Origin of the sequence: Xenorhabdus bakwenae (genome assembly GCF_030272115.1) — a bacterium.
GTDB lineage: Bacteria > Pseudomonadota > Gammaproteobacteria > Enterobacterales > Enterobacteriaceae > Xenorhabdus > Xenorhabdus bakwenae.
Map to the genome: position 1 here is coordinate 3,482,277 of NZ_CP119194.1, position 13,207 is coordinate 3,495,483.

The window sequence follows — 13,207 nt, forward strand, 5'->3', positions numbered from 1 at the left end:
TATTTCTCTGCAAGCCAGTTTTCTACAAACTGTCTTCTACAGACTCGCTCTTACAAATTAACTGAGTGTGTTACATCATAATGATGTCAAATTTCTCCTGACTGTAACGCGGTTCCGTCTGCACTTTGACCTGTTTACCCACAAAAATTTCCACCTCGGCCAATGCGTGGGACTCATCCCCATTTAGGGCATCACTTACGGCTGGCGAGGCATAAACCAGAAAACGAGTGGCATCAATTGCATGGTTGACGCGTACAATTTCACGCAAGATTTCATAACAGACGGTTTCGACGGATTTTACCGTGCCACGCCCCTGACACGTTGGACAATGATCACACAAGATATGTTCGATACTTTCCCGTGTACGCTTGCGCGTCATCTCCACCAAACCCAATTGTGAAAAACCATTGATGGTGGTTTTCACCCTGTCTTTGCTTAATGCCTGTTCCAGAGAAGCTAATACACGGCGACGGTGTTCTTCATTAGCCATATCAATAAAATCAATGATAATGATCCCCCCCAAATTACGCAGCCTTAATTGTCGGGCGATCGCCTGTGTTGCTTCGATATTAGTATTAAAGATAGTCTCATCTAAGTTGCGATGCCCAACAAAAGCACCGGTATTAATATCAATTGTCGTCATGGCTTCTGTCTGATCAATAATCAGATAGCCGCCTGATTTTAATTCCACCTTACGTTCCAGCGCCCGTTGAATTTCATTTTCCACGCCGTACAAATCAAATATAGGTTGATTTCCCTGATAATGTTCCAGTTTAGCGTTCATTTCAGGAATATATTCATCAATAAATTCCTGCAATTGGAGAAATGTTTGGTGGGAATCGACCCGAATGCGATCAAGGGAAGCGCCAACAAAATCCCGTAACACACGTTGCGCCAGCGCTAATTCACCATAGACCTTGTTTTTGGTGATATTGCGTTTCTTACGTTCAATCACTTTACTCCACAGGCGCTTTAAAAATGCCGCATCTTGTACCAGCTCTTCTTTTCCCACCCCTTCAGCGGCCGTGCGGATAATAAACCCCCCATGCTCATCACAATACTCTGTAACGATGCTTTTCAGGCGCTCACGCTCTTCTTCGCTCTCTATGCGCTGTGAAACACCAACATGCGATGCTCCCGGCATAAACACCAAATAACGTGACGGTAAGGTAATATCCGTTGTCAAACGGGCACCTTTTGTCCCCAGAGGATCTTTCACTACCTGAACCAGTAAATCCTGCCCCTGACGCACCAATTCAGCAATATCCCTGACATGAAAATTTTTCCGCTCTTCACCGGCAATACATTCCGTATGGGGCACAATATCCGAAGCGTGCAAAAAAGCGGCTTTCTCCAGCCCAACATCGACAAAAGCCGCCTGCATACCCGGTAAAACCCGACTCACACGCCCTTTGTAAATGTTTCCGGCAATGCCCCTTTTGGCTTCCCGCTCAATATGAATTTCTTGTAAGATACCGCCATCAATATAAGCAACCCGCGTTTCGGACGGTGTTATATTGACTAATAACTCTGCTGTCATGAATAGTCCTTCCCATCAGCTAACGCTAAAAATCGTGTGATTAATTCATACGTTTCCACCAGTGGTAAGCCGACAACAGCGTGGTAACTGCCATTAATTTTTCTGACAAAACAACCGCCTTTACCTTGAATGCCATAAGCGCCGGCTTTATCCATTGGCTCCCCAGTGGCAATATATTCCTGTATTTCCCGTTGGGACAACTGGCGGAATATCACATCTGTAATGACTGTCTCACACAAGGTATGTTGATTGTTCGATAAAGCAACAGCCGTCATGACCTGATGGCACTGACCAGACAAAGCGTTAAGCATTTCCACAGCGTGTTGCTGATTTCGCGGTTTTTCCAGAATTCGGTTATTCAATACAACAATGGTATCAGCCCCCAGAACGGGGTAAGCATGTGGTGCAATGGCTACGCCAGCCAGAGCTTTCTCTCTGGCTAATCGAGTAACATAGTGCTGTGGAGACTCGCCTGCACACCATTTTTCTTCGACCTGAGATGCCAGGATTTCAAAATTAAAATCCAATAATTCCACCAGCTCACGCCGTCTTGGGGAGCCAGAAGCTAAGTAAATGGTTTTCATCGAGAATAATCCTTAGGAGTCTACCCATCAGCTATTTTTTGTTATATACCTTTGCTTTTTAAATACAGAAACCCACTTTAACGGACTGAAAATTGCCGACGGATTTTCCGCATTAATAAGAATAGCCAAGGCCAGAGAATACCATTGATCACCCCGCTCCAGAACACTTCAGGATGAAAGAGGGTCTTTAGTAATAGAGCATGGACCAGGAAAACACAGAGATTCATCAGTGTCGAAAGACCGACCACAACCAGGGCTTGCTGCCAAAGCGCCATATTGCGGATAAGCTGGAATTTGAATGCAACCAGAAAACTGATAATGCTAAATGCCAGAGCATGTGCTCCCAAAACACTCCCGTGCAACAGGTCAGTAATAATCCCCAAGACAAAGCCCGTACCAACACTGACACGATGGGGAAGCGCAAGCAACCAATAAACTAAGCACAGCATCAGTAAGCTAGGCCGAAACATAAAAAACTGCTCCGGCCACGGCATAATCTGTAGCACTATTGCAATCAGGAAAGATAACCAAATGACCCAGCATCCTTGGCTATGATATTGACTCATTGACGATTTCCTGTAGCTGGTAATGACGGTTTTTCCGCTGACGCTTCTGCTGATTTTGGTGCCAGCAACTGCGGTGACTCATTTGATGGATTTGGCAACACTTGCGGTAACATCTGCATCAGACGTTCATTAGCAGCGCGGTATACTTCTGAAGGCGGCGATGGTTCAGAGGGATCATTACCCCCCCCCCCCACAATAGGAGTAAATAGCGCAAGCGCCGCAATTCAGCCAACGGACGGGCACGAATGACCGCATGCGCCCGCTGGTTATCAATTTTGACAGAAGAGACGACAGCCACAGGATAACCTTCAGGAAAACGTCCTCCCAGCCCCGATGTCACCAATACATCACCTACGCGGATATCTGTATCACTGGGTAAAGGCTCCAGCAGGAGATCATCCGTACACCCTGCTCCACCAGCGATAACACGAATGTCATTACGCAGCACCTGCACAGGAATTGCATGAGAGGGATCGCAAATCAACAATATCCGGCTGCTCAACTGGCTCACGGCTGTCACTTGACCCACGACACCGCGATCACTGATAACCGGCTGCCCTTCGTACACGCCATCCTTCGCCCCTTTATCAATGACAATTTGATCGCGGTATGGGTCCATTCCCCCGGAAATCACCTGCGATACCATCATGTGTTCATCATGACGCAGCGGCGACCCCAGCAATTCACGTAAACGGGAATTTTCTTGTTTCAGTTGCCCCAACAGCAGTAATTTACTGCCCTGTAAACGCAATTCATTACGCAAGGTGCTATTTTCCAGCTCAAGATGATTGCGACTCACGAAAGATTCCGAGATGCTGTCCAAAAACTGACGCGGCCCGTTGGCAAGAAAATAAAAAGGACTCACAGCCGTATCCATGTAGCTACGGACTTTATTGAAAATACCAAGGCGACTGTCTACCACCATCAAAATAATGGCAATAATGATAGCAAAAAAGAGTCGTAGTTGCAGAGAAGGCCCTCTGCTAAAAATCGGCTTCATAAATGGCGTATTGTCGAGCTGTGTTGTCTCATAAATGATAAAACTCCGGCACAATCAGCAAGGAGGTTCCAATAAAACACGTTCACCTCCCAGCTCACAGAGTTACTTTCAGTCTTCGCTGAACAGATCGCCACCATGCATGTCGATCATCTCCAGCGCCTTGCCACCACCACGGGCAACACAGGTCAGTGGATCTTCAGCAACAATGACAGGAATGCCGGTTTCTTCCATCAGCAAACGATCAAGATTACGTAGCAACGCACCGCCGCCAGTCAGCACCATACCTCGTTCAGAAATATCAGAGGCCAATTCTGGGGGGCACTGTTCCAGCGCGACCATCACAGCGCTCACAATACCCGTTAATGGTTCTTGCAGAGCTTCAAGAATTTCATTGGAATTCAAAGTAAAGCTGCGCGGCACACCTTCGGCAAGGTTACGACCACGTACTTCAATTTCATGTACTTCATCCGTTGGATAGGCAGAACCAATGCCATGTTTGATGCGTTCTGCCGTTGCTTCCCCGATCAGAGAACCATAATTGCGGCGAACATAGTTGATGATGGCTTCATCAAAACGGTCGCCGCCAATACGTACAGAAGAGGAGTAAACAACCCCATTAAGGGAAATAACAGCAACTTCAGTGGTTCCCCCACCAATATCAACGACCATTGAACCCGTTGCTTCGGAAACCGGTAAACCCGCACCGATAGCCGCCGCCATAGGCTCTTCAATTAAAAAGACTTCCCGCGCGCCTGCACTTTGGGCGGATTCACGGATGGCACGACGCTCAACCTGAGTCGCACCGACAGGCACACAGACCAACACGCGCGGACTTGGACGCATGAAACTGTTATTGTGAACCTGCTTGATAAAATGCTGTAGCATCTTTTCAGTAACATAAAAATCAGCAATCACCCCATCCTTCATAGGACGAATAGCGGCAATATTACCCGGAGTACGTCCCAGCATCTGTTTTGCTTCCAGCCCTACTGCTGCAACGCTTTTTGGTGAGCCGGCTCTGTCCTGGCGAATCGCAACGACAGAGGGTTGATCCAATACTATTCCTTGGCCTTTGACATAAATAAGGGTATTGGCAGTACCCAAGTCAATGGACAAATCGTTGGAAAACATGCCACGAAATTTCTTTAACATAACGAAAGGATAATCCTGCAAGCTGGGGACGGAGATTTTCCGTCTACTCTACCAACCACATGAAGCAGCGACAAGGCGCATAATTAACTACTTTTACTACTTCAATAAAAGTGGCCACGTTATTCACATCGGAAATACGATATTCTACGTTACTTTTCTCTAACGGAGCAGAAAAAAACTGCATAAAAATGGGTTAATTCAGCTAATACACCAAAAAACACCATGACAAAGAAAGTCCCACGACGAAATAGTTGATGAATTATAAAAACAATAGGTGAATTTGGTGAGATATCACAACATTGTTGCCACCCATTTCAGTCCATCAGCTTTTATCTATACTCGATAAACTTCAAGCTACAGCTACAACCCGCCAGCCGACGCGAGGCCTTATATTTCCCTGCTGCGCGGGAAAATATAACACGCATCTTGAAGTTGGATTGGTATATATAGGCTTTATCTATATTGTAGTAACGCAAAATTGTAATGATGCAAAATTGTGGTAATACCCGCATCGTGGTAATGCTAAACAGGTAATAATGTCAGCCAGATACCTATCAAGAGAGGATGATCATGAAAGCTTTATTACTGGAACAACACGAAACATTATCAGCATCTATTCAAGATATTGATGTATCTCAATTACCCCCGGGTAATGTGGTTGTTGATATCCATTGGTCAACACTCAATTACAAAGATGCCCTTGCCATCAGCGGCAAAGGGAAGATTATCCGCCAATTTCCGATGGTGCCAGGGATCGATTTTTCGGGTGTTATCCATCACTGCGAAGATCCCCGTTTTCACGTCGGACAACATGTTTTGCTGACCGGCTGGGGCGTGGGAGAAACGCACTGGGGTGGGCTGGCAGAACAAGCGAGAGTATCAGGTGAATGGCTAACCCCCCTGCCACACGCACTAAGTCTCCGACAAGCGATGATCATCGGCACGGCGGGTTTTACTGCCATGTTATGTGTCATGGCGTTGGAACAAGGGGGCGTCACACCGGAAAGCGGAGAAATTGTCGTAACGGGAGCCAGTGGTGGCGTTGGCAGTACGGCAATAACCTTACTGTCACAACTGGGTTATTCCGTCACAGCAATTAGCAGCAAACCCGACAGTCAAGATTACCTGATCTCGCTGGGCGCGAAAGCGGTTTTGCCCGCCAGCGACTTCAACCAGCCATCACGTCCATTAGAAAAACAACGTTGGGCCGGTGTGATAGATACCGTTGGTGGCACGATATTGGCTACCTTGCTGGCACAAGTGCGTTACAACGGTACAGTCGCCGCCTGTGGCATGGCAAGCGGCAGTCAACTCCCCACCAGCGTCATGCCATTTATTCTGCGTAATATTCGTTTACAGGGCGTGGAATCTGTCACTGTCCCGGCTTCGGAACGCCCTGCCATTTGGCAGCGTCTGCAAGCGCTATTACCCGGTTCATTTTATCAGCAAGCCGCTAATGAAATTACATTAGAACTGGTGATCGAACACGCCAATAAGTTGATAAACAATCAAATTACAGGCAGAACCGTGGTGAAAGTGCGCTGATAAGACCAGTATTTAGCTGCTAAATGCCACGATATGTTTATAATGTCGGGCTTTATCGCCAAATTTACAATTCTAGCTATCAGAAAGAGATGACAAACCGTTGACATCGAGTTATCTTGGTCGATTGTTGACAGATTGCCGGAGATACCCGCACAATGGCAGACAAGTTTCGCATTTTACTCTTGAATGGCCCTAACCTGAACCTGTTGGGAACACGAGAGCCAGAGACCTACGGCAAGTTAACGCTGGACGACATCGTTAACAGACTGTCAAAAGAAGCGCTACAATCGGGCGCTGAATTATCCCATCTGCAATCCAACGCAGAATCTGAACTGATTGAAAGAATTCATTCTGCGCGGGGCAATACGGATTTTATTTTAATCAACCCTGCGGCATACACGCATACCAGCGTGGCATTGCGCGACGCACTTCTGGCGGTAGGTATTCCATTTATTGAGATTCACCTTTCCAACGTGCATGCCCGCGAACCATTCCGCCACCATTCCTATCTTTCCGATATTGCCGTCGGCATCATCTGCGGATTGGGGGCGGATGGTTATAGTTTCGCATTACAGGCAGCGGTCAACCGCTTGTCAACATCCAACTAATTGACTTAAAAGTACGGAACCACACTCATGGATATTCGTAAGATAAAAAAATTGATCGAGCTGGTTGAAGAATCTGGCATTTCTGAATTGGAAATTTCTGAAGGTGAGGAGTCAGTGCGCATCAGCCGGGTAACGACACCCGCAGCAGTGCCTGTGACCCAGCAATATATTTCTGCACCCGCCCAGCAGCCAGTGCAGGCCGCTGCGCCAGCCATCGCTGAAAAACCGGCTGAAATCAGCGGCCACACAGTTCGCTCTCCAATGGTTGGTACGTTCTACCGTTCCCCCAGCCCGGATGCGAAAGCTTTCATTGAAGTCGGCCAGCATGTTAATCAGGGCGAAACCCTGTGCATCGTTGAAGCGATGAAAATGATGAACCAGATCGAAGCCGACAAAACTGGCGTAGTAAAAGCGATTCTGGTTCAGGACGGTCAACCTGTTGAATTCGACGAGCCACTGGTCGTCATCGAATAACAAGGCGCACCCCATGCTTGAAAAAATTGTCATTGCTAACCGCGGTGAAATTGCACTGCGTATCCTGAGAGCCTGTAAGGAACTTGGGATCAAAACTGTGGCTGTGCACTCTGCGGCAGATCGTGACCTGAAGCACGTCCTGCTGGCGGATGAAACCGTCTGTATCGGCCCGGCCGCCTCAGCGAAAAGTTACCTGAATATTCCTGCCATTATTTCTGCGGCAGAAATTACTTGTGCACAGGCAATCCATCCGGGTTATGGCTTCCTGTCTGAAAACGCTGACTTTGCCGAGCAGGTCGAGCGTTCTGGCTTTATTTTCATTGGTCCGAAAGCGGACACCATCCGTTTGATGGGGGATAAAGTTTCCGCTATCAACGCCATGAAAAAAAGCGGGCGTCCCTTGCGTGCCTGGCTCTGATGGCCCATTGGGTGACGATACCGAGAAAAACAAGGCCATTGCAAACCGCATCGGCTATCCGGTGATCATCAAGGCCTCGGGCGGCGGCGGCGGTCGTGGTATGCGCGTCGTACGCTGCGACAAAGATCTGGAACAATCCATCGCCATGACCCGTGCAGAAGCCAAAGCCGCTTTCAACAACGACATGGTCTACATGGAGAAATTCCTTGAAAACCCACGTCACGTTGAAATTCAGGTTCTGGCTGATGGTCAGGGCAATGCACTCTATCTGGCTGAACGAGACTGCTCCATGCAGCGCCGTCACCAGAAAGTCGTGGAAGAAGCGCCAGCACCGGGCATCCCACCAGAACTGCGTCGCAGCATTGGTGAACGTTGTGCCAATGCCTGTATCGAAATCGGCTACCGTGGCGCGGGTACATTTGAGTTCCTGTACGAAAATGATGAATTCTACTTTATCGAGATGAATACCCGTATTCAGGTTGAACATCCCGTGACGGAAATGATCACTGGCATTGACCTGATCAAGGAGCAGCTGCGTATCGCCTCGGGTTTACCACTGTCTGTCAAACAGGAAGATTTCGAAATCAAAGGCCATGCGATTGAATGTCGTATCAATGCAGAAGACCCGAAAACCTTCCTGCCAAGTCCGGGCAAAATCACCCATTTCCACTCACCGGGTGGATTTGGTGTGCGTTGGGAATCCCATATCTATGCGGGATATACCGTACCGCCTTATTATGATTCTATGATCGGTAAGTTGATCACTTACGGCGAAACCCGTGAAGTGGCCATTGTGCGGATGAAGAACGCACTGGCTGAGTTGATCATTGATGGCATCAAGACCAATATCGATCTGCAACTGGCAATTATGGATGACGAGAACTTCCAGACAGGCGGAACCAATATCCACTATCTGGAGAAGAAACTCGGCTTGCATGATAAGTAAGGTTTCTTTGACGCTTATTTAGCATTTGTTGCTTTGAATAAAATCCCATCTTTTACAGGTGGGATTTTTTATAGTTTCATATGGCTAAAATTCCCCCCATATTGTTTCATGTACATTACCCGGAGAACGAATGGACGGACGATTTGTTCAATCCCACAAAGAAGCACGCTGGGCGATATTCCTGACGCTGGCTTATCTTGTTGGCTGGCTACTGTGTGCTTATTTACCCAGTGATGCCACCGGTTTAACTGGATTGCCCCGCTGGTTTGAACTGGCTTGCCTGCTGTTACCTGCCTTATTTATCATCCTCTGCTACTTGATGGTGAAGTTTATATTCAAAGACATTCCACTGGAGGATAGTGATGCAAAGTGAAGTCATTCTGCCTCTCGTGGGATATCTGGCATTGGTTTTCATACTCTCAATCTATGCTTATCGCCGCCGGCAAACCGGTGAATTCTTAAGTGAGTATTTTCTCGGCAGCCGTTCAATGGGGGGTTTTGTATTGGCAATGACCATTACAGCAACCTATATCAGTGCCAGCTCATTTATTGGTGGCCCTGGTGCCGCTTATAAGTATGGTATCGGTTGGGTATTGTTATCACTGATCCAACTGCCCGCAATATGGCTCTCACTTAGCGTACTGGGGAAAAAATTTGCGATCCTCGCCCGCCGTTACAATGCGGTCACCCTCAATGACATGCTATATGCACGCTATCAGAGCCGATTTCTGGTCTGGTTTGCCAGTATCAGCCTGTTAGTCGCCTTTATCGGTGCCATGACAGTTCAATTCATTGGGGGTGCTCGTTTGCTGGAGACAGCCGCTGGTATCCCTTACGATACGGGATTGCTGATTTTTGGCGTTTCCATTGCCCTCTATACCGCATTTGGCGGTTTCAGAGCCAGCGTCCTCAATGATGCCTTACAAGGGCTGGTGATGCTGCTGGGAACGGCATTATTACTGACCGGTATTATCTACAAAGCCGGTGGATTGTCAGCCGCAGTGACGACACTGCGCACGATTGACCCCAATCTGGTTTCCCCTTATGGCGCAGATCATATCCTCACCGGGCCATTTATGGCGTCTTTCTGGGTACTGGTTTGCTTTGGTGTCGTTGGGCTGCCACACACCGCCGTGCGCTGTATCTCTTATAAAGACAGTAAAGCAGTTCATCGCGGTATTGTGCTTGGCACGATCATCATGGCATTCCTGATGTTCGGTATGCACCTTGCCGGTGCCCTTGGCCGAGCCATCATTCCTGATCTGACGATCCCCGATCAAGTGATCCCAACGTTAATGCTCACGGTACTGCCTCCTGTTGCTGCCGGCATTTTTTTGGCAGCGCCAATGGCGGCAATTATGTCGACTATTAACGCCCAACTGCTGCAATCTTCGGCCACTATCGTCAAAGATCTCTATCTGAATCTGTTTCCACAGCAGATCAGTCAGGAGAAAAAACTGTCACGCATCTCCAGCTACTCCAGCCTATGTTTAGGCGCATTACTGCTACTGGCAGCATGGCATCCCCCTGAGATGATTATCTGGCTGAACCTACTGGCATTTGGTGGACTGCAAGCCGTTTTCCTCTGGCCACTGGTTCTGGGATTATATTGGGAACAAGCCAATGCCCAAGGCGCGATCAGCTCAATGCTGGCAGGTGCGGCAAGCTATACCTTGCTGGCAACTTTCAATCTCCAGCTTTTGGGTTTCCACCCCATTGTGCCATCGCTATTACTGAGTTTACTGGCATTCTGGATAGGAAATAAATTCGGCGGGATTGGCTCTAAACGATTACCTTTCACACAATAACGTGATTCACAAAACGAGAATTTTTTATGCCTTGGATACAATTAAGATTAAACACCACGGGACAACAAGCGGAAGCGTTAGGCGATGAGCTTATGGCAAGTGGCGCAGTATCAATCACCTTTCAGGATAGCCACGATACGCCTATTTTTGAGCCTCTGCCGGGCGAAACGCGTTTGTGGGGTGATACCGATGTTATCGGCCTGTATGACGCTGAAATGGATATGAACGCGGTTGTCAGCCAATTGGAACAACGTCCACAACTGGGCAAAGGTTTTATCCACAAAATTGAACAACTGGAAGATAAAGATTGGGAGCGAGAGTGGATGGATAACTTCCACCCTATGTGCTTCGGTAAGCGTCTGTGGATCTGCCCCAGCTGGCGCGAAGTACCCGAACCCGACGCCGTCAATGTTATGCTTGACCCTGGTCTGGCCTTCGGAACGGGTACTCACCCAACGACCTCCCTTTGCCTGCAATGGCTGGATGGCCTTGACCTGACAGGTAAAACGGTAATCGACTTCGGTTGTGGCTCAGGCATATTGGCTATCGCAGCCCTGAAACTGGGCGCGAAACATGCCATCGGTATTGATATCGACCCACAAGCCATTCAAGCCAGCCGGGATAACGCTGAACGCAACGGTGTATCTGACCAATTAACCCTCTGTCTGTCTAAAGATCAACCTAAAGACCTCGAATGCGATATCGTGATTGCCAATATTCTGGCGGGTCCTCTGCGCGAACTGGCGCCTGTCATCGGCTCACTGCCTAAATCGGGTGGATTATTAGGCTTGTCCGGTGTTCTGGCCAGTCAGGCGGAAGGCGTTGCTCAGGCCTATAACAATGAATTCATTATTGATCCGATAGCCGAACAAGAAGATTGGTGTCGCATCACAGGGATTAAAAAATAATCACCTAATGCCTATTGAAAAGCGAGATTATCCACTAAAATGATCACCCAGGAGGTTAATTGGTGGTAATCCGCTCTCTTTATGATTAGAAATATAAGTAATAACAAATTTCAGCAATAAAATGTAACTATTTGTTATTTAACAATAATCAATCAAGTTTAAAAAAATCAACTGGAAAAAATCCGTTATAAATGTCGATTAGCTCAAAGTTTGGCCTTTCATATCTTGTGAAAAATGCGTAATATACGCGCCCTTAGTCACAGTTGACCACTCTTTCTTCGTCTATGCGTATCGGACAATACCAGTTGAAAAACTGTCTTATTGCAGCCCCTATGGCTGGCATAACAGATCGCCCGTTTCGATCTCTTTGCTACCAGATGGGTGCAGGAATGACAGTCTCAGAAATGCTTTCTTCCAATCCCCAGGTTTGGAAGACGGATAAATCACGGCTGCGTATGGTTCATAGCGACGAACCCGGAGTGCGTTCTGTACAAATAGCCGGTAGTGATCCCGATGAAATGGCGGCGGCAGCGAAAATTAACGTCGCTAATGGCGCTCAGATCATCGATATCAATATGGGGTGCCCAGCTAAAAAGGTGAATCGTAAGCTGGCAGGCTCTGCATTACTGCGTTATCCGCAACTGGTTGAAAAAATCCTGTCTGCGGTCGTCAATGCGGTTGATGTACCTGTCACTTTGAAGATCCGCACAGGATGGTCACCGGAAGAGCGTAACTGTGTAGAAATTGCCCAATTGGCCGAGCGTTGTGGTATTCAGGCTCTTACGATACATGGCAGGACGCGATCTTGCCTGTTTAATGGTGAGGCCGAGTACGACAATATTCGGACAGTTAAGCAGACTGTTGCCATTCCAATTATTGCCAATGGTGACATTACTGACCCGCTAAAAGCCAGAGCAGTGCTTGAATACACTGGGGCTGATGCCCTAATGATAGGCCGCGCTGCTCAGGGAAGACCCTGGATCTTTCGGGAAATCCAGCATTATCTGGAAACAGGAGAAGTGTTATCACCGATGCCACTTGGCGAAGTGCAGCACTTAATGAGCGAGCATATACGAGAACTGCATGACTTTTACGGTCAAGGCAAAGGAGTTCGTATTGCACGCAAGCATGTATCTTGGTATCTCAAGGAACATGCCCCTGATGACCAGTTTCGGCGCACATTCAACGCCATAGAGGATGCCAGCGAACAGCTGGAGGCGTTGAAGGCATACTTCGAAAATTTTTGCGTAAATAAAGAAAAGAGCTGACAGAACTATGTTCGAACAACGCGTAAATTCTGATGTACTAACCGTTGCTACTGTAAATTCACAAGATCAGGTAACTCAAAAACCTCTGCGTGATTCAGTTAAACAAGCACTGAAGAACTATTTTGCTCAACTGAACGGTCAAGATGTTAATGACCTGTATGAGCTGGTACTGGCTGAAGTAGAACAGCCACTGTTGGACATGGTGATGCAATACACCCGTGGCAACCAGACTCGCGCAGCCCTGATGATGGGAATCAACCGTGGTACTCTGCGTAAGAAACTGAAAAAATACGGCATGAACTGATCCTAGTCAGTCAACATGTTGTTGAAAAAGCACTTTCTCTTTTGAGGAGGTGCTTTTTTTATTTCTGAGTACCCCACTGAATACCC

General features: G+C 47.6%; 12 protein-coding genes and 2 pseudogenes. 9 read left to right on the forward strand and 5 right to left on the reverse strand.

All coding sequences use genetic code 11. From position 1 onward, the window contains the following. Positions 1–70: 70 nt before the first annotated feature. The 5 genes and pseudogenes from rng to mreB form a co-directional block, all read right to left on the reverse strand. Entirely contained in the window at positions 71–1,540 is a 1,470-nt protein-coding gene (gene rng / locus PXH59_RS17295) for a ribonuclease G (RefSeq protein ID WP_285809348.1), read from the reverse strand. Further along, positions 1,537–2,124 (reverse strand): Maf family protein, encoded by a 588-nt coding sequence (locus PXH59_RS17300; protein WP_047768720.1) that lies wholly within the window; start codon positions 2,122–2,124, stop codon positions 1,537–1,539. Before PXH59_RS17300 ends, rng begins: the two co-directional genes overlap by 4 nt. Before the next feature lie 77 nt (positions 2,125–2,201). Next, positions 2,202–2,690 (reverse strand): rod shape-determining protein MreD, encoded by a 489-nt coding sequence (gene mreD / locus PXH59_RS17305; RefSeq protein WP_047768718.1) that lies wholly within the window; start codon positions 2,688–2,690, stop codon positions 2,202–2,204. Continuing rightward, positions 2,687–3,690 (reverse strand): annotated as a pseudogene (gene mreC / locus PXH59_RS17310) (rod shape-determining protein MreC). The gene mreD and the pseudogene mreC overlap by 4 nt, the downstream one beginning before the upstream one ends. A gap of 108 nt (positions 3,691–3,798) precedes the next feature. Continuing rightward, the gene (mreB, locus tag PXH59_RS17315) at positions 3,799–4,842 is read right to left on the reverse strand and encodes a rod shape-determining protein MreB (protein WP_047768715.1); all 1,044 of its coding nucleotides are present in this window, start codon (positions 4,840–4,842) and stop codon (positions 3,799–3,801) included. 570 nt (positions 4,843–5,412) lie between these two features. Between mreB and acuI the strand changes: the two genes are divergently transcribed. The 9 genes and pseudogenes from acuI to fis all read left to right on the forward strand — a co-directional run bounded on the left by acuI (position 5,413) and on the right by fis (position 13,121). Beyond that, positions 5,413–6,387: an acrylyl-CoA reductase (NADPH) gene (gene acuI, locus PXH59_RS17320; protein WP_285809350.1), complete on the forward strand. Its 975-nt coding sequence runs from the start codon at positions 5,413–5,415 to the stop codon at positions 6,385–6,387. Between the two features lie 155 nt (positions 6,388–6,542). Further along, the gene (aroQ, locus tag PXH59_RS17325; RefSeq protein WP_047768710.1) at positions 6,543–6,995 is read left to right on the forward strand and encodes a type II 3-dehydroquinate dehydratase; all 453 of its coding nucleotides are present in this window, start codon (positions 6,543–6,545) and stop codon (positions 6,993–6,995) included. Between the two features lie 27 nt (positions 6,996–7,022). Next, positions 7,023–7,469, forward strand: a complete 447-nt coding sequence (accB, locus tag PXH59_RS17330; RefSeq protein ID WP_285809352.1) for an acetyl-CoA carboxylase biotin carboxyl carrier protein — start codon at positions 7,023–7,025, stop codon at positions 7,467–7,469. Positions 7,470–7,482: 13 nt separating this feature from the next. Continuing rightward, a pseudogene (accC, locus tag PXH59_RS17335) lies at positions 7,483–8,833 on the forward strand (acetyl-CoA carboxylase biotin carboxylase subunit). A 130-nt stretch (positions 8,834–8,963) separates the two neighbouring features. After that, entirely contained in the window at positions 8,964–9,206 is a 243-nt protein-coding gene (locus tag PXH59_RS17340; protein WP_047768703.1) for a YhdT family protein, read from the forward strand. Continuing rightward, on the forward strand, positions 9,196–10,641 hold the full coding sequence (gene panF, locus PXH59_RS17345) for a sodium/pantothenate symporter (RefSeq protein ID WP_285809354.1): 1,446 nt from the start codon (positions 9,196–9,198) through the stop codon (positions 10,639–10,641). Before PXH59_RS17340 ends, panF begins: the two co-directional genes overlap by 11 nt. Before the next feature lie 26 nt (positions 10,642–10,667). Further along, positions 10,668–11,549 (forward strand): 50S ribosomal protein L11 methyltransferase, encoded by an 882-nt coding sequence (gene prmA / locus PXH59_RS17350; RefSeq protein WP_285809355.1) that lies wholly within the window; start codon positions 10,668–10,670, stop codon positions 11,547–11,549. A gap of 284 nt (positions 11,550–11,833) precedes the next feature. Then, on the forward strand, positions 11,834–12,817 hold the full coding sequence (gene dusB / locus PXH59_RS17355) for a tRNA dihydrouridine synthase DusB (protein WP_047768699.1): 984 nt from the start codon (positions 11,834–11,836) through the stop codon (positions 12,815–12,817). A gap of 7 nt (positions 12,818–12,824) precedes the next feature. After that, positions 12,825–13,121: a DNA-binding transcriptional regulator Fis gene (fis, locus tag PXH59_RS17360; protein ID WP_010847912.1), complete on the forward strand. Its 297-nt coding sequence runs from the start codon at positions 12,825–12,827 to the stop codon at positions 13,119–13,121. Positions 13,122–13,207 lie beyond the last annotated feature (86 nt).

Excerpts from the sequence above, each read along its gene's own strand:
- rng (WP_285809348.1), bottom strand. The coding sequence starts at position 1,540 with ATGACAGCAGAGTTATTAGTCAATATAACACCGTCCGAAACGCGGGTT.
- PXH59_RS17300 (WP_047768720.1), bottom strand. The coding sequence starts at position 2,124 with ATGAAAACCATTTACTTAGCTTCTGGCTCCCCAAGACGGCGTGAGCTG.
- mreD (WP_047768718.1), bottom strand. The coding sequence starts at position 2,690 with ATGAGTCAATATCATAGCCAAGGATGCTGGGTCATTTGGTTATCTTTC.
- mreB (WP_047768715.1), bottom strand. The coding sequence starts at position 4,842 with ATGTTAAAGAAATTTCGTGGCATGTTTTCCAACGATTTGTCCATTGAC.
- acuI (WP_285809350.1), top strand. The coding sequence starts at position 5,413 with ATGAAAGCTTTATTACTGGAACAACACGAAACATTATCAGCATCTATT.
- aroQ (WP_047768710.1), top strand. The coding sequence starts at position 6,543 with ATGGCAGACAAGTTTCGCATTTTACTCTTGAATGGCCCTAACCTGAAC.
- accB (WP_285809352.1), top strand. The coding sequence starts at position 7,023 with ATGGATATTCGTAAGATAAAAAAATTGATCGAGCTGGTTGAAGAATCT.
- PXH59_RS17340 (WP_047768703.1), top strand. The coding sequence starts at position 8,964 with ATGGACGGACGATTTGTTCAATCCCACAAAGAAGCACGCTGGGCGATA.
- panF (WP_285809354.1), top strand. The coding sequence starts at position 9,196 with ATGCAAAGTGAAGTCATTCTGCCTCTCGTGGGATATCTGGCATTGGTT.
- prmA (WP_285809355.1), top strand. The coding sequence starts at position 10,668 with ATGCCTTGGATACAATTAAGATTAAACACCACGGGACAACAAGCGGAA.
- dusB (WP_047768699.1), top strand. The coding sequence starts at position 11,834 with ATGCGTATCGGACAATACCAGTTGAAAAACTGTCTTATTGCAGCCCCT.
- fis (WP_010847912.1), top strand. The coding sequence starts at position 12,825 with ATGTTCGAACAACGCGTAAATTCTGATGTACTAACCGTTGCTACTGTA.